The organism is Sorangium sp. So ce394 (genome assembly GCF_051474665.1).
Lineage (GTDB): Bacteria > Myxococcota_A > Polyangia > Polyangiales > Polyangiaceae > Sorangium > Sorangium cellulosum_D.
The window spans coordinates 11,187,535-11,202,966 of the sequence record NZ_CP150339.1; the positions used below are offsets into that span (position 1 = coordinate 11,187,535).

The window sequence follows — 15,432 nt, forward strand, 5'->3', positions numbered from 1 at the left end:
TCCTTCTGCTGCCTTCCTGGAATTTGCGGGAGACGTCCATGGCTACGCTGTCGTGTCTGTTGCGATGCCGCAGCCTCGATTTATTGCATCCACCTTGCACCTGGCATGCCGCGCCCCACCCAGGTTGAGCGGCGCCCGACCCAGGTTGAGCCGGCGGCGCCCCCACCCAGGTTGAGCGGCGCCCGACCCAGGTTGAGCCGGCGCCCCCACCCAGGTTGAGCCGGCGCCCCCCACCCAGGTTGCGCCGCGCCCCACCCAGGTTGACCCGCCCCCGGCCCACCCAGGTTGAGCCTCCCGCCGGCGCCAGCGCTGCCCATCCATCCCACCCCCGCATGGTACCGGTTTCATCGCCCCCGGTGAGGCTCCTCGCGACCTCGGCAACGGCGTCGCGGCCGCCCGTCAGCCCACGACGCTCACCAGCAGCGCCACGGCGAAGCCGAACAGCACAACGCTCACCACCAGCATCACCATCGCCGCCACGCTGGACTCCGCGCGCGCCGGGCGCCGTCGCACGCGCCTCGCCCCGCCCCTCCGCGCCTCCGGAGCGCGCGGCAGCGCACGTCCCGAGGCAGGCTGCTCCGCCACGCCAGGCGCCGTGAGGCCGAACGCCTCCACCGTCGCGCTCAACGTCGGTGCGACCAGCGCGCGGACCGGCGGCACCGTCAGCGGCGCCGTGCTCTCCCAGCGCGCCCCCGTCGGCAAGGCCGGCGCCGGCTCCGCCCCTCCCGAGAGCGCCGCGGCGATGCGCGACAGCTCGTCCGCGAACGCCGCGGCATCCGGGAAGCGCAGCTCCGGGCGCTTCTCGAGCGCCCTCATGACGGCGCGGTCGAGCTCCGGCGGCACCGGCCGCGGCGCGTGGCAGGACGGCGGCGCGGGCACCTCGCTGGCGTGGGCGCGCACGAGATCGGGGACGCGCTTCACGTGCTCGAACGGGCCGCGGCCAGCGAGCAGCGTGTAGAGCACCACGCCGGCTGCATACACGTCGGTGCGGGCGTCGACGGCGAGCCCGCACGCCTGCTCGGGCGAGAGATAGCGCGGCGTGCCGACGAGCACCCCCTCCTCGGTCTGGTAGAGCGACGGCGCCGGCGCGCGGCCGTCGCCGCGCGGAGCGACCACCTTCGCGATGCCGAAATCCAGCACCTTCACCACGCGACGCCCCCGCCCGTCCGCGTCGCACACGAACAGGTTCTCGAGCTTCACGTCGCGGTGGACGATGCCCGCCCCGTGCGCCGCGGCGAGGCCGGCCAGCGTCTGCGTCACGAGGTCGAGCGCCTCCAGCGGCGGCAGCGCGCCGCGCGCCGCGAGCTCCTCGCGCATCGTCCGGCCGTAGAGCCGCTCCATCACGAGGAACGTCCGCCCCTCGGCCGTCCGCCCGAAGTCGGTGACCATCACCAGGTTGGGATGGGCGAGCCGCGCCAGCGACTGCGCCTCGACCCGCATCCGCTCCACGAGCCGCGGCTCGCGGTTCAGATCGCGGTGCAGGAGCTTCACCACCACGGGCTTGTCGAGGCCCACGTGCGCGGCCTCGATCACCTCCCCCATCCCGCCTCGCCCGAGCCGACGCACCGGCCGGTACGGCGTTCCGTACAGCAGCGTATCGCTCAGCTCGAACGCCGAGCACCGGCAGTCGTCGTGCGAAGGCAAGGCCATCCTCCGCGGGTCGAGGTCGCACCGCCGTCGCCACGCGACGCGAGGGTCGAGATCCCCTCTCGCTCCCGGACCTCGAGCGCGAACGCCCTTTTCACACGCCCTCCCGGAGCGCTCAAGATTTCGACAGATCCGCGCGCAGGCGCATCATGAAGCATTCCCGCGAGTCGTTCCAAATTTCCAAACAACGACGCTCACACATACGATTTCAGCGCGCGCCACGGCGATGCGCTCAGGCGAGGGTGCCCGCGGCGCTCCCTGGCTCGGCGCGCTCCGGCGCGGCGGCTTGCGCCGGGACTGCCTGTTCGGCCGCGCGCGCGGCCTCGTCTTCCTGGGCGAGGAGCGCGTCCGTCACGGCGAGCGCCGCGTCCCGCTGCGCGAGGAGGGCGGCGCAGCGCGCGCGCGCCGCGGCGAGCAGGCCGAGCCCCGCGGCGACCCAGGCGGCGGCGGCCACGTGCCCGGCGACCACGACCGGCCCCGGATCGCCCTGCGCGGTCTTGGAGAGCATCACGAAGGCGTAGAACGGCGACGGGGCCGCGACGAGGAGCGCGCTCTCGCTGGCGCTGAACTCCGTGATCAGGCCGGCGATGGCGGCGACGATCCACGGGCCGACCGCGATCGAGAAGAGGAGCGTCAGCAGCAGCACCCGCGCCACCATCGGCGCGGCGATCCGCGCGCGCAGAAAGGCGCCGAGCCCGACCAGGAACACATAAAAGGCGAGCGCGTAGACGGCGAAGTACTGGAGCTGCCGCGTCTGGCTCTCCGGCGCGCCGACGGACGCGCCGAGGAGCAGCTGGTGCCCGACGGCCCAGAGCGCGACGACGGCGGGGACGCCGGCCGCGAGCAGGAGGTACGCCGCGCGAGCCACGCCGGGGCCGAAGAAGCGACGCAGCCGGCCGGCGCGGCTCCTGGCCCAGTGCACCTCGACGCGGCGCGATGGGCCGACCGGATCGCCGGCGAAGAGGAACACGCAGAAGGTCAGGTACGACAGCGTCGCGCACAGGCCCGCGAGGATCGCGGCCAGGCGATCGGACGGGTCCACCGAGAACGCCGGCACCGCCGCGGCGGCGGCGACCACCGGCGTGCAGACCGCGAACCACGTCTTCAGGCCCGAGGAGCGATCGTCGCTCTCGCTCGTGAGGTTCGCGACGGTCACCTGGTAGAGGAACCACGCGGGGACGACCACCGCCGCGAGCGGCAGGAGGACCAGGAAGAGCGCGTAGTCGACGCCGAACGGGACGCGCTGGTACGCGACCGGGAGCCAGATGGGCGGGCCGTCGGGCACCTCCGGCCAGGCGAGGTGGGCCGCGTACGAGAGCCCCGTGCCCCCCGCCATGAACAGGCAGATCGACAGGGGGAACGCGAGCAGCAGCGTGACGAGGATCGCCGCGCGGAGGCTCGCCATCTTCGAGCTGATCGCGAGGCCGAAGGCGACGCTGAGCAGCGCGATGAGGAAGAGGAATAGGAAGGCGATCACCACCTCCATCGCGGTGATCCCGCCGAACAGGAACGGCAGCGCCCCGACCGGCGCGAGCATGACCACGTACATCGAGATCGCCGTGTAGGCGGCGAGGAACTTGCCGCGCGCGATCTCGCCGGGCGGGATGCCCGTCAGGAGCACCGCCTCCCAGGTGCGGCCCTCGCGCTCCGACGCGATGCTGTTCGCGGCGACCGCCGGCCCGACCAGCGCCACCACGAAGAACGCCAGCGAGAAGAAGACCTGGAACAGGATCACGCCCGCCTTCGCGGGCGCGATGTCCTGCGACACCATGCCGCCGATCGACGCCACGAGCAGCGTCATCATCACGGCGAGCACGAGGAGGATGATCGGCGTGCGGGCGAGCCGCGCGGCCTGCTTGAGCTCGCGGATCCAGATCGGGTTCGGCTCGCCGAGGAGGCGGGCCACACGGTGGCGCGCCCGATCGACGAGCCGCTGCGACGCCGGGCCGGCGGGCGGCGATGAGCCAGTCTGCGCGCTCACTGCACCTCTCCTTGCGTGACCTCGAGGAAGATCCTCTCGAGCTCGTTGCGCTCCGGCTCGACCCCGATCACGCCGATGCCGCTCCGCACGAGGTGCTGCACGATCTCGGCGATCTTCACGTCGTTGCCCACGTAGCCGACGTGCACGGCGCCCGCGACGATCTCGATGTCGGTGATCCCGGGGCCGCCCCGCAGCAGGTAGGCCGCGGCCTCGGGATCGCCGAGGACCCGCACCTTGACCTTGCGCCGGGAGAGCGGCGACAGCCCCGGGTAGGCCGGAGCCTGCCCCGGCCCCGCGGCGTGGGGCGGGTACGGCCCGTACCCGGGCGGCGGACCTTCGGCCTGCTGCGGCCCGACGGCGGCCGGCTCCCCGAGCCCGTGCGCGGGCGCGTGGCGCGCCTCTGCCGGGTGCGCGCCCGGCGCGGCGGCGTGGCGCGGCGGCGCGTGCCCGTGCGCCTGCGCGGCGCGCAGCGCCTCGAGGCGCGCCGCGATCTCGCCGATAGGCCCGGCGACGACGAGGCGGCCCCTCTCGAGGATGCCGATCGACGTGCACACGTCGGAGAGCTCCGTGAGGATGTGCGAGGAGAGGAAGATCGTCTTCCCCAGGCTGCGGAGCTCGAGCAAGAGGTCGCGGATCTCGATGCGCGCGCGCGGATCGAGATCGCTCGCCGGCTCGTCCAGGATGAGGACCTTGGGATCGTGCAGCAGGATCCTCCCGAGCTGGAGGCGCTGCTTCATGCCCTTCGACATCGTGGCCACGATCCGGTCCTGGATCTTGCCGAGGTCGGTCAGCTCCAGGACCGCGTCGACAACGTCGAGCGACGGCACGCGGAACGCGTCCGCGAAGAACTCGAGGTACTCGCGCACCGTGATCCGGTCGTAGACGCCCGCGTGATCCGGCATGTAGCCGATGCTGCGGCGGACCGCCGCCGGGTCGATCGTGACGTCGACCCCGTCGATCTCGACCCGCCCCGCCATCGGCTCGAGCAAGGTCGCCATGACCCGGATCGTCGTCGTCTTGCCCGCGCCGTTCGGACCGATGAAGCCGAAGATCTCGCCGGGACCGACGTCGAAGGAGACGTCCCGGAGCACGTCGAGCGCGCCGAAGCGGTGCGAGAGGTGGCGGACGCGGATCGTCGGCGCAGGCCGCTCGATCCGCGCCGCGGGGGGCGGGGCGCCGCCGGACGCGCTCACGGCTGGCCTCCATAGCCGACGATCCGCACGAGCACGCGGTCGCTCTCGATCCCGAGCCCGGAGTCGACCGCGCGCCCCTCGCCGCCGTCGAGCTGCCCGAGCAGGACGGGCACGCCCGCCGGGAACCAGTCGACCGCGTCGCCGGCCGCCTCCTCGATCGCGAGCCACGCGGCGCCGAGCCCCGGCGCGTCGGGCTCGAGCAGGGGGACCAGCAGGCTCCCGCCGAGGTCGTGGATGTCGATGCCGCCGACGCGCCGGCCGAAGCTCACGTGCGACAGCCACCCCTGCCCCTCGGCCCGCGCCGCGAGATCGACCCCCGCGTGCGACGAGACCTTCTCCCCGTCCCGGACGCGGGCGAAGTAGCGGGCCGCCCCCTCGGGCAGCCACAGGACGCCGCCCCGGAGATCGCGGCCGCTCCGGTTGCTCACGACCACGTCGCCGCTCGGCTCGGCGACGATCGCGATGCCGTCCCCGAGCGGCGCGACGCCGTCCTCGCGCACGATCACCGTCTGCCACGGGAGCGCGGCGACCTTCGTCAGCCGGGCGCCGTCGCGGTCCACGAGCAGCCGGTCGCGCCGCTCCGAGAGCTCGGCGAGCACCGCCGTGCTGATGACGCTGCTCGCGTCGGTCGTGCGGACGGTGAGCTCCTCCGAGCTGGCCACGAAGAAGCCGCGGAACCGGCGCACCGCCCCCTTCGTCATGCCGGCCCCCGCCTCGATCAGCGTGAGGTGCCGCGCCCTGCCGCGCACGCCCTTCGCGAGCACGCCCACGCCGACGATCGCCGCGAACGTCACCGCCGCGTACACGGGCAGGTGACGGAGCGCGCGGAGCGGCCGCCCCTGCCGCGCGGCGCGCGAGAAGTTGATCGGGCCGGCGAGCACCGCGTAGATGCAGAGCAAGAGCGCCGAGACCCCGATCGCCCAGCGCGCGCCCTCGTTCGGATCGAGCTCGCGCCGCACCGGGTCCAGATCGAGGCCTATCGCCTCCTCGCCCGGGCGGAACGCGACGGTGGAGCGGCGGTCGTGGGCGCGGCGCGCGAGATCGGCCATCCGGATCTTCACCCACGGGTCGCCGGCCGCGGGCTTTTGCGTCGGGTCGAACGCGAGCACGTGCACCTCACCGAGGCCGTAGAACGCCGAGCTGCCATACGGGCTCGCCCGCAGGTTCCCGCCCGACCAGCCGGCGAGCGCCTCGGCCACCTCGGGGCTCGCGCTCGGCGCGGGCAGGAGCGGGTTGCCCTGCTTGCCGAAGCCGCTGGGCGCGCCGGGCGGCACGATCTCCTCGAGGGTCGGCGGGGCGACGCCCGCCCTCGAGACCTCGCCGCCGACGAGCGCCGCGAGCGTCGGGTGCCGCAGCGCCTCGGGGCGCCCGACCGCGAGCGCCAGCGTGCCGCCGGAGAGCACGTAGCCGGCGAGCGCGTCGAGCTCGGCGCCGTTCAACATCGAGAGCGTGTCGGTGCGCATGAGCACCGCGTCCGCCGCGCTGTACAGGGCCGCCCGATCGGGCAGCAGCGGATCGCCGGTCGCGCCGTCGTAGCGCGGCTGCCCGACCCACAGGACCGCGGCCGGCGACGACCCGGGCCCGCGGCCGCTCGGCGTGTACAGCGGCGCGACCGGCGCCTCGTGCAGGCCCGCGCGGAGGAGCGACGTCTCGCTGACGTCGAAGAGCACCACCGCGCGCTGCGAGGTCGACGAGAGCGCGTGCGAGGACACGGTCGCGCCGCCCTCGTCGAGCGCGCGCACCTGCACGTCGCCGAAGGGTGCCACCTGCACGGGCACGCGCACGTGGACCGACTCGCCCGCGGCGACGGTGTACGGCGCCGACGCGACGAACACGCGCTGCTCGGAGTAGCGCTTCGACTCGACCTCGACCTCGCCCCTCGCCGCCTTGCCGCCGCGGTTCTGGATGCGAACGACGACCTGGTTCCACCCCCAGGGGATCGCGCCGCTCGTCCCGAACACCGGCGCCGCGTCCACGACGAGCTCCGGCGCGCTCGGCGCTTGCCCGGACGCAGGCCCCGCGGCGAGGAGCGCCGCGAGCCACGCCGCGCCGGCCGCGCCCCGCGCGCCCCTCGACGTCGCGATCCGCAGCGCCGGCTCCCGCGCCTCGTCGCCGCGCCTCATCGCCGGATCGCCTGCGCCACGGGCTCGGGCCGCGGCTCGACCGCGGCGAGGAGCGCGGCGATCACCTGATCCGTCGTGATCCCCTCCGCCTCGCCCTCGAAGGACCGGATCATGCGGTGGCGGAGCACCGGCTTCGCGACCCGCTGCACGTCGGCGAAGGCGACGTGCGCCCTGCCCTGGAGCAACGCCACCGCCTTCGCGGCCAGCACGAGCGACTGCGCGCCGCGCACGCCGGCGCCGAACCGGAGCGCCCTGCGCACGATCTCGGGCGCCCCCTCGGCGGCCGGATCGCTCGCCCGCGTCAGCCGCGACGCGTACCGCATCACGGGCTCGGCGACCGCGACGTCGCGGCAGAGCGAGCGCAGCGAGAGCACGTCGTCGCGGGTGAGCACCCGCGGCGGCGGGCCGCGGTCGTGGCCCGTGGTCCGGGCGAGGATCTCGGTCAGCTCGTCCTCGGTCGGGCTCGGCACGAGCACCTTGAGCAGGAACCGATCGAGCTGCGCCTCCGGCAGCGGGTACGTCCCCTCCATCTCGATCGGGTTCTCGGTGGCGAGCACGAAGAACGGCTCCTCCATCGCGTGCCGCGCGCCCGCGATGGTGCACGCGTGCTCCTGCATGGCCTCGAGCAGCGCGCTCTGCGTCTTCGGCGTCGCCCGGTTGATCTCGTCGGCGAGGATCACCTGCCCGAAGATCGGCCCCTTGTGCAGCGCGAAGTGGCGCGAGCCGCCTTCCGCGGTGACGAGCACGTTCGTCCCGATCACGTCGCTCGGCATGAGATCCGGGGTGAACTGGATGCGGGAGAACCTGAGATCGAGGCAGCTGGCGATGGTCCTGACGAGGAGCGTCTTGCCCAGCCCGGGCGCCCCTTCCAGGAGGACGTGCCCTCCCGCGATGATCCCCCAGAGCGTCTGCTCGATGACGTCGCCCTGGCCGACGACGGCCTGCCCGATCGCCTCGCGCAGCCGCGCGCTCGTCTGCTGCGCGAGCTCGAGCCTCGCCTCGAAGGAGGCGGGGGCCGATCCCTCCGCTCCGTCAATACCTGCGCCTGATTCCGCCGCCATCCGGTCGCCCTCGGGGCACGACCATAGCCGGCCGCGCGCCGGGCGTCGATCGGCGCCGCAGCGCGCGGGCCGCGGCGTGACGGCGCCGCAGCGCGCGGGCCGCGGCGTGACGGCGCCGCAGCGCGCGGGCCGCGGCGTGACGGCGCCGAGAAGACTCGGCATCTCGTGTCGAACCGAGAGCGACGAGGCCGCGCCGGAGCACGCAGCGCGGAGCGCCCCTCCGGAGGCGCCGCGGACGCACGTAACGCACGGAAACGACCGGTCGATCGCCTCGGCCAGGGACGCCGCCATGCTATCTTTCACGGATGAACATGCTTATCCGGACCTGTCGCCGTGCCGTTGCCTCGCTCTGTCTCTCCGCGCGCGCCGGCGCGGCGCTCACCGCGGCTCTGGCGCTCGGCGCGAGCGCCTGCGCCACGATAGCCGGCGAGCATGAGGCGGAGACCAAGTTCCTCGTCAAGCCGACCTCGCAGTCGACCTTCTCCGGATGGAGCGAGGTCTCCATCTCGCAGGACCCGAATTCCGTCGACGGCGCCGAGCTCAGGTTCATCCGGCTCGAGGCGCGCGACGACAACGTGCCCGACCTGACGTTCATCAAGAGCATCACGGCCCAGGCCGTCGTCGACGGCGAAGCGACCTTGATCGCCAAGAAGGCGCCGATGCCCGCCGGCGAGCGCATCGTCCCGCTGGATCGCAAGTATCACGGCGACATCCGGAAGTTCTTCTATCCGGACGAGGAGAACGGCGGTTACACGGTGCACGTCGACTGGTTCGGCGAGGTCGATCTCACGAAGAAGATCCCGCCCGAGGGCGTGTGGATGAAGGTCATCGTCGCCGTCCGCGTCGAGTGATCGCGCCGCCGCGCCGCCCTCCTTCTCCAGGCTCCGCGGCGCCTCCCCGGCGCCCCTTCGTTCGTCCTCTGAACGTGCCCTGAACCATCCAAGCTTCCGTCTCCTCGCTCGGTCGAAGGTTGCGAACCGCGAGCGCACCGCGCGCGAGGAGCGATGCCGGAGGGGTGGACTCCATCCGCCGCCGGCGGCGCGCTCCACGTCGCGCGCCGTGCGCCGCACCCCGGCGCGGGCAAGGAGGTCGATCCGTCATGGCCGAGATCCAGGAGAGCTCTGTTCTTTTCTCGCTCAAGCAGCTCATGAGCCTCGAGAAGCAGCGCGTGAGCGAGGAGGAGGAGGCCGCGCGCCGGCGCGCGCTCGCGGCGCAGGAGGCCCGGAGCGCGCTCGAGCGGCGCGCCCTGGCGGAGCAGGAGGCGCGCCTCCGGGCCGAGGAGGAGCGGGCCCGCCGCGAGGAGGAGCTCGCGCGCGAGGAGGCGGCGCGGCTCGAGGGGATCCGGGCGGCGGCCGTCGAGAAGGCCCGCGTCGAGGCCGAGCAGCGCGCCCGCGTCGAGGCCCTGGAGAAGCAGCGCGAGCACGAGCGCAGGCTCGCGGCCCTCGCGGGCGACGCCCAGAAGCGGCGCCTCGTGCGGCTCATCGCGGGGGGGAGCGCGCTCTTCGTCGCCGCGCTCGCCGCGACGCTCGGCGTCTACTTCGGCAAGATCCAGCCGGAGGCCGAGCAGGCGCTCGCCGAGCAGACCGCCGCGCGCGCCGCGTACGAGCAGCGGCTCGCGGCGCTCGAGAGCGACCTCGCCGCGAGCGAGCGGCAGATCGGCGAGCTCACGCTCGCGTACCAGACGGTGCGGAGCGAGGCGGAGAAGGCGGAGCTCGAGCGCAAGCTCCTCGCGGCGAAGCGCGACCGGGACGCCCTCCAGGGCAAGGTCGCGCGGCCCCACGCGCAGCCGGCGCCCAAGAAGGCGGAGTGCGTCTGCAGGGAAGGCGACCCGATGTGCGGCTGCCTCCCCTAGCCCTTCGCGGGCCCCCGGGCGCAGCCGACGAGCTCCTTGAAGAGCGGCGAGGTGACGTACCGCTCGCCGCCGTCGGGCAGGATCACCACGATCTTCTTGCCCTGCATCTCGTCGCGCGCCGCGATCGAGAGCGCCGCCGCCATCGCCGCGCCGCCGGAGATGCCGACGAGGATCCCCTCGGTCTTGGCGAGCCGGCGGGCGGCGTCGAAGGACTCGTCCTCGGTCACGGGCACCACCTCGTCGATGAGCTCGCGCCGGAGGATCTTCGGGACGAAGCCCGCGCCGATGCCCTGGATGAGGTGCGCCCCCACGCGGCCGCCGCTCAGCACGGCGGCGTTCTTCGGCTCGACCGCGATCATCTTCACGCCCGGCTTCTTCTCCTTCAGCACCTCGCCCACGCCGGTGATCGTCCCGCCGGTCCCCACGCCGGCGACGACGACGTCGACCGCCCCGTCCGTGTCCTCCCAGATCTCGCGCGCGGTCGTCATCCGGTGCGCGGCGGGGTTCGCCGGGTTCTCGAACTGCTGGAGCATCACCGCGCCCGGCGTCTCCTCCACGATCTGCCGCGCCCGCGCGACGGCCTGCACCATCAAGGACCCGGGCGTGAGCAGCACCTCGACCCCGAACGCCCGGAGCAGCGCGATCCGCTCCGGGCTCATCGACTCGGGCATCGTGAGGATCAGCCGGTAGCCCTTGGCCGCGGCGAGCATCGCCAGCGCGAGGCCCGTGTTGCCGCTCGTCGGCTCGACGAGGACGCTCCCGCGGGTCAGCTTGCCCCGCCGCTCGGCGTCCTCGATCATCGCGAGGCCGATGCGATCCTTGACGCTGCCGCCGGGGTTCCGGCTCTCGACCTTGCCGATCAGCTCGGCACGCAGCCCCTTGCCCGCAGAGCTCAGGCGAACGAGGGGGGTGCGCCCGATCGTCGCCGCGATGTTGTCGAAGATTGAACCCACGTGCCCGCCCTCCGTGTTGGCTGGCCCCCGGGGCCAGGCGGAAGCGCCGGCCAGGTGGCTAGATGGAGTAATCTTGCACGAAGATCTTGGCGTCTCGGAGATTTACAAGCACCCGGTCCCCCTCGGACAGGGCGAGCTCGGCGACGCGGTCCTTGGTCAGCTCGACGGAGAGCGGCTGGCCGTCGGAGAGGCGGAGCTCCGCCTTGACCATCCATCCGACCCGCGACAGCCGCTCGACGCGCGCCACGCTGGCGTCGTCGGCGCTGGGTGAGCTCGACGAGTCGATCCGGGTGTGGAGCTCGATGTCGTGCGGCCGCACGAAGGCGCGCACGCTCGCGCCGTCGCCCGTCCCGGGGGGCGCGTGCACCGCGAGGGTCCCGAGCGCGGCCTGGCCGTCGCGGACCTCCCCCTTGAGCACGTTGATCGACCCGACGAAGCTCGCCACGAACTCGGTCGCCGGCCGGTCGTAGATCTCCTCGGGCGTGCCGATCTGCTCGACCCGCCCCTTGTGCAGCACGATGACCCGATCGGCGAGGTCCATCGCCTCTTCCTGGTCGTGGGTGACGAAGACGCTCGTGATCCCGCGCTCCTTGTGGAGCCTGCGGATCCACTCGCGCAGCTCGAGGCGCACCTTGGCGTCGAGCGCCCCGAACGGCTCGTCGAGCAGGAGCAGCGACGACCCCGGGGCGAGCGCGCGCGCCAGCGCGACCCGCTGCCGCTGGCCGCCGGACAGCTCGTGCGGGTACCGGCCCCCGAGCCCCTCGAGCTGCACGAGGCCGAGGAGCTCGTCGACCGTGGCCTCGATCTCCTTCCGGGGCCGCTTCCGGATCGTGAGGCCGAAGGCGATGTTGTCGCGCACGGTCATGTGCCGGAACAGGGCGTAGCTCTGGAACACGAAGCCGATGTTCCGCTCCTGCACCCGGGTGTGCGTCGCGTTCTTCCCGTTCAGGATCACCTCGCCGGAGTCGGGGCTCTCGAGCCCGGCGATGATGCGCAGGACGGTGCTCTTGCCCCCTCCGCTCGGCCCCAGCAGCGCGACCAGGGCGCCGCTCTCGATCTCGAACGAGACGTCGTCGACGACCTTGTTCGGACCGAACCGCTTCGTGAGCTGCTCGACAACGATTCCCATAAGCGACAGCTAACCTTCTGCCCGTCCCGCGCGCCTCGGACAGAAAAAGACCAGGGCGCCCGAGCGCCGCTCAGCGTCGCCCGCCGAACGGGGAGGCGCAACCGGATTCAGAAGATACATCGGAAAGGTGGGTATTTTTGCAAGAAGCCCGCGGATCGCGCGCCTTCTCCTGGAGCTCGCCGGGCGGCGGGCGCGCGGGCGGCTGCCGGCGGGTGCCGGTCCACGGGACAGGTCGAAGTGCTAGCATCGCCGCGCCGCGACGCGGCAGGACCGGGACGGAGGCCGCAGGGCGGCAGCACGACGAGGACGGCGGGCCGCGCGGCGCGGCGGGACCAGGACGGGAGGCGGATGCGTTGTCTGGTGACTGGGGTGGCCGGATTCATCGGCGCCCACCTGGCGGAGCGGCTGATCGAGCTCGGGCATGAGGTGCTCGGGGTGGACCGCTTCACCGACTATTACGGCCGCGAGATCAAGGAAGGGAACCTGGCCCGGCTGCTCGGCGAGCCGCGCTTCTCTCTGTCGACGGCCGATCTCGCGACCGCCGATCTGCGCCCGCTCCTCTCGACGTGCGAGGTGGTCTTCCACCAGGCGGCGCAGGCCGGCGTGCGCCCGAGCTGGGGGCAGAGCTTCGAGGGCTACCTGCGCGACAACGTGCTCGCGACGCAGCGGCTGCTGGAGGCGGCGAGGGCGCACGGCCAGGTGCGCAAGCTCGTCTACGCCTCGTCCTCCTCCGTGTACGGCGACGCGGACGACGTGCCCATGCACGAATCCAGCCGGACCGCACCGCATTCGCCCTACGGGGTGACGAAGCTCGCCGCCGAGAACCTCTGCGAGCTGTACCGGCGCAACTTCGGCCTGCCCACGGTCTCGCTCCGGTACTTCACGGTGTACGGGCCCGGGCAGCGGCCCGACATGGCGTTCCACCGGTTCATCGCCGCCGTGCTGCAGGGCGAGACGGTGCGCGTGCACGGCGACGGCGAGCAGACGCGCGATTTCACGTACGTGAGCGACGTCGTGCAGGCCAACGTCGAGGCCATGGAGGGCGGCGCGGTCGGCGTGTTCAACATCGGCGGCGGCTCGCGGGTGAGCCTGAACGAGGCGCTCCGGCTGCTCGGGGAGCTCGCCGGGCCGGTGCGCGTGGAGCGGGGCGAGCCGCAGGCCGGCGACGTCCGGCACACCTGGGCCGACACGGCGGCGGCGCGGGCGGCGCTCCGCTATGTGCCCCGGGTGCCCCTGCGCGAGGGGCTCGCCGCCCAGGTGGCGTGGCAGTCGCGGCGGCTCGGGCGCGCCCGGTAGCGCGGCGGGGCCCCGCGCAGCCGGAGGCCGGGGGTGAGCGCGCGCTCGTGGCCCCGGGTTCCTGCGCAGTTCAGGAGCCGGACGCTCCTCCACGGGGAACGGGATCGACGCCGCCGGGGGCGAGGTCGACGCCGCCGCCGGCGAAGTCGACACCGCCGCCGGCGAGGTCGACGAGGCGGGCCGCCGGCGCGCGCGCGGCCAGGATCTCGCTCGCGAGGTCGATCCACTGCGCGCAGCGATCGAGGACGACGCTGTCGGACGAGATCACGCCCGCCGCCCCGACGAGCAGGCGGTCGGGATCGGGGACGAGCGTCGCCTCGAGCGCGAAGGGGCCGCCGGCGAGGCGCTCGAGGATCCGCGCGCGCAGCTTGCCCGAGCTGGGGACGGCGGCGTCGAGGAGGAAGCGCGCGCGCGCCGCGCCGGCGCCGGACAGCGCGGCGCCGAGGCGATCGATGGCCGCGTCGGTCTCCGCGATCGGCGCGTAGCTGCCGCGGAGGCCCGCGAGGTCGCGGAGCGCCCCCTCCGGGCCGCGCAGGAGCAGGCCGCCGGAGAGGGCCACCTCCAGGGTGATGATCAGGTTGAAGCCGTCGATGCTCGCCTCCGCGCCCCGGAGCGACGACGCGGGCGCCCGGCGCGCGAGGCGCGACGCGCATTGCGCGTCCGAGCAGGCGGACCGTTGCAGCGCGAGGCGCTGGCGGGCGGCGAGCTGGTGGTGGTCGCCGACGGTCCGGATCGCGGTGCGCAGCGGATAGCCGCGGCCGAGGAGCCACGTCATCTCCTCGAACGCGGCGCGCAGCTTCGCGACGGCCTCGGGGCCGAAGAGCCGCGGGTCGTCGGGGTGGCCGCCGCGGGGCGCTGGCTCGCCGGTCGTCTCGCCTGTCGTCGGGTCGTGTCGTTCGTCCGCCATTCGTTTCACCGCCGCGTGCGTTGGAGGCTCGGTTGTGGTGCCCAGCAAGCACGGATCCAACGAGGCCACGATCGCTCGCCTCCGGCCTCGTTTCCCCTTCCCTCCACGGTACGCGCCAGCGCTCCTCGCGCCCCTGCCGGCGCGCCGGTCGCTTCCCACGGACGGAACCGCGCGCATCCGCGACGATCCTGCTATCCTCCGCCGCCGTGATTGTGGACCAGCCCCCCACACCTGCCCCTACAGAGGTCCCGGAGGACCGCGTCACGTTCGGGCTCTCCGCCTTCGACCCTCGCCCGAGCCTGATGGCGCCTTCCATAGCGCCGGCCACCTCGGCGGCGCCGCACGTCTCGGTGGTCGTCCCGGGGCTGAACGAGGCGGAGAGCCTGGCCGAGCTCGCGCAGCGCATCGACCAGGCGCTGCGGGGGCGCTTCACCTACGAGCTCATCTTCGTGGACGACGGCAGCACGGACGACACCTGGGCCGTCATCTCCAGGATCCGCGCGGAGAACCCGGTGGTGAAGGGCATCCGGCTGCGGAAGAACTTCGGCAAGGCGACGGCGCTGACGGCCGGCTTCCGCAAGGCGAGGGGCGCGATCGTCGTCACGATGGACGCCGATCTCCAGGACGACCCGGCCGATCTGCCGAGCTTCATCGCCAAGGTCGAGGAGGGGCTCGACGTCGTGGTCGGCTGGAAGGTCAACCGGCTCGACCCCAAGAACCGCCTCGTCCTGTCCCGCATCTTCAACGGGACGGTCCGCTCGGTCACGGGCGTGAAGCTCCACGACATGAACTGCGGCTTCAAGGCGTACCGGAGCGAGGTGCTCCGCACCATCCCGATCTACGGCGATCTCTTCCGGTTCATCCCGGCGCTCGCCGCGTGGCAGGGCTTCCGGGTCGCGGAGATCCCGGTGCGCCATCACGCCCGCAAGTACGGCAGCTCCCGCTACGGCCTGGAGCGCATCCTGCGCGGCTTCTTCGACCTGCTCAGCGTCATGTTCCTGACCCGCTACTCGAAGAAGCCGATGCACCTCTTCGGCCTCATCGGCCTCGTGTTCGCGGCGGTCGGGGTGACGATCAACGCCTATCTCACGCTCCTCTGGTTCCTCGGTCACAAGATCGGCGATCGCCCGCTGCTCCTGCTCGGCGTGCTGATGATCCTCCTCGGCATCCAGTTCTTCTCGATGGGCTTCATCGGCGAGTTCCTCACCTTCCAGATGCAGCAGCGGCACCAGGCCGAGGAGCTGCCGGTCCGCGAGGAGATCGAGTGATCTCCGCCCCGCGCGCCGCTCG

The 15,432-nt window shown here is 73.3% G+C and carries 12 protein-coding genes; 4 read left to right on the top strand and 8 right to left on the bottom strand.

Annotated elements, in window-relative coordinates; genetic code table 11:
* Window positions 1-399: 399 nt before the first annotated feature.
* From WMF33_RS41335 to WMF33_RS41355, 5 genes are all read right to left on the bottom strand, one after another.
* Window positions 400-1,650 (bottom strand): serine/threonine-protein kinase, encoded by a 1,251-nt coding sequence (locus tag WMF33_RS41335; RefSeq protein ID WP_437333750.1) that lies wholly within the window; start codon window positions 1,648-1,650, stop codon window positions 400-402.
* 229 nt (window positions 1,651-1,879) lie between these two features.
* The gene (locus WMF33_RS41340) at window positions 1,880-3,628 is read right to left on the bottom strand and encodes an ABC transporter permease (protein WP_437333751.1); all 1,749 of its coding nucleotides are present in this window, start codon (window positions 3,626-3,628) and stop codon (window positions 1,880-1,882) included.
* The gene (locus WMF33_RS41345; RefSeq protein WP_437333752.1) at window positions 3,625-4,821 is read right to left on the bottom strand and encodes an ABC transporter ATP-binding protein; all 1,197 of its coding nucleotides are present in this window, start codon (window positions 4,819-4,821) and stop codon (window positions 3,625-3,627) included. Before WMF33_RS41345 ends, WMF33_RS41340 begins: the two co-directional genes overlap by 4 nt.
* Window positions 4,818-6,944 (bottom strand): hypothetical protein, encoded by a 2,127-nt coding sequence (locus WMF33_RS41350; RefSeq protein ID WP_437333753.1) that lies wholly within the window; start codon window positions 6,942-6,944, stop codon window positions 4,818-4,820. The genes WMF33_RS41345 and WMF33_RS41350 overlap by 4 nt, the downstream gene beginning before the upstream one ends.
* Window positions 6,941-8,005 (bottom strand): AAA family ATPase, encoded by a 1,065-nt coding sequence (locus WMF33_RS41355; protein ID WP_129579426.1) that lies wholly within the window; start codon window positions 8,003-8,005, stop codon window positions 6,941-6,943. The genes WMF33_RS41350 and WMF33_RS41355 overlap by 4 nt, the downstream gene beginning before the upstream one ends.
* A 305-nt stretch (window positions 8,006-8,310) precedes the next feature.
* On the opposite strand from WMF33_RS41355, the gene WMF33_RS41360 reads away from it, so the two are divergent.
* A complete protein-coding gene (locus tag WMF33_RS41360; RefSeq protein ID WP_061624329.1) occupies window positions 8,311-8,856 on the top strand; it encodes a hypothetical protein in 546 nt (181 codons plus the stop codon).
* A 248-nt stretch (window positions 8,857-9,104) separates the two neighbouring features.
* The gene (locus tag WMF33_RS41365; RefSeq protein WP_437333754.1) at window positions 9,105-9,857 is read left to right on the top strand and encodes a hypothetical protein; all 753 of its coding nucleotides are present in this window, start codon (window positions 9,105-9,107) and stop codon (window positions 9,855-9,857) included.
* Here WMF33_RS41365 and cysK read toward each other — a convergent pair.
* Window positions 9,854-10,810: a cysteine synthase A gene (gene cysK / locus WMF33_RS41370; protein WP_437333755.1), complete on the bottom strand. Its 957-nt coding sequence runs from the start codon at window positions 10,808-10,810 to the stop codon at window positions 9,854-9,856. The two genes, WMF33_RS41365 and cysK, sit on opposite strands and share 4 nt — an antisense overlap.
* A gap of 58 nt (window positions 10,811-10,868) precedes the next feature.
* Window positions 10,869-11,939 (bottom strand): sulfate/molybdate ABC transporter ATP-binding protein, encoded by a 1,071-nt coding sequence (locus WMF33_RS41375; protein WP_437333756.1) that lies wholly within the window; start codon window positions 11,937-11,939, stop codon window positions 10,869-10,871.
* Between the two features lie 348 nt (window positions 11,940-12,287).
* Here WMF33_RS41375 and WMF33_RS41380 point away from each other — a divergent pair, with 348 nt between their 5' ends.
* Window positions 12,288-13,235, top strand: coding sequence for an NAD-dependent epimerase/dehydratase family protein (locus WMF33_RS41380; protein WP_437333757.1), 948 nt, complete (start codon window positions 12,288-12,290; stop codon window positions 13,233-13,235).
* A gap of 70 nt (window positions 13,236-13,305) precedes the next feature.
* On the opposite strand, the gene WMF33_RS41385 is transcribed toward WMF33_RS41380, so the two are convergent.
* Complete coding sequence (locus WMF33_RS41385; RefSeq protein WP_437333758.1) at window positions 13,306-14,142, bottom strand: DUF434 domain-containing protein; 837 nt, start codon at window positions 14,140-14,142, stop codon at window positions 13,306-13,308.
* Between the two features lie 206 nt (window positions 14,143-14,348).
* Between WMF33_RS41385 and WMF33_RS41390 the strand changes: the two genes are divergently transcribed.
* Window positions 14,349-15,410: a glycosyltransferase family 2 protein gene (locus WMF33_RS41390; protein ID WP_437333759.1), complete on the top strand. Its 1,062-nt coding sequence runs from the start codon at window positions 14,349-14,351 to the stop codon at window positions 15,408-15,410.
* Window positions 15,411-15,432: the final 22 nt, after the last annotated feature.

Bases quoted from the DNA above. Each gene is read 5' to 3' on its own strand.
- WMF33_RS41335 (WP_437333750.1), bottom strand. From the start codon at position 1,650: ATGGCCTTGCCTTCGCACGACGACTGCCGGTGCTCGGCGTTCGAGCTG.
- WMF33_RS41350 (WP_437333753.1), bottom strand. From the start codon at position 6,944: ATGAGGCGCGGCGACGAGGCGCGGGAGCCGGCGCTGCGGATCGCGACG.
- WMF33_RS41355 (WP_129579426.1), bottom strand. From the start codon at position 8,005: ATGGCGGCGGAATCAGGCGCAGGTATTGACGGAGCGGAGGGATCGGCC.
- WMF33_RS41360 (WP_061624329.1), top strand. From the start codon at position 8,311: ATGAACATGCTTATCCGGACCTGTCGCCGTGCCGTTGCCTCGCTCTGT.
- WMF33_RS41365 (WP_437333754.1), top strand. From the start codon at position 9,105: ATGGCCGAGATCCAGGAGAGCTCTGTTCTTTTCTCGCTCAAGCAGCTC.
- WMF33_RS41375 (WP_437333756.1), bottom strand. From the start codon at position 11,939: ATGGGAATCGTTGTCGAGCAGCTCACGAAGCGGTTCGGTCCGAACAAG.
- WMF33_RS41380 (WP_437333757.1), top strand. From the start codon at position 12,288: ATGCGTTGTCTGGTGACTGGGGTGGCCGGATTCATCGGCGCCCACCTG.
- WMF33_RS41385 (WP_437333758.1), bottom strand. From the start codon at position 14,142: ATGGCGGACGAACGACACGACCCGACGACAGGCGAGACGACCGGCGAG.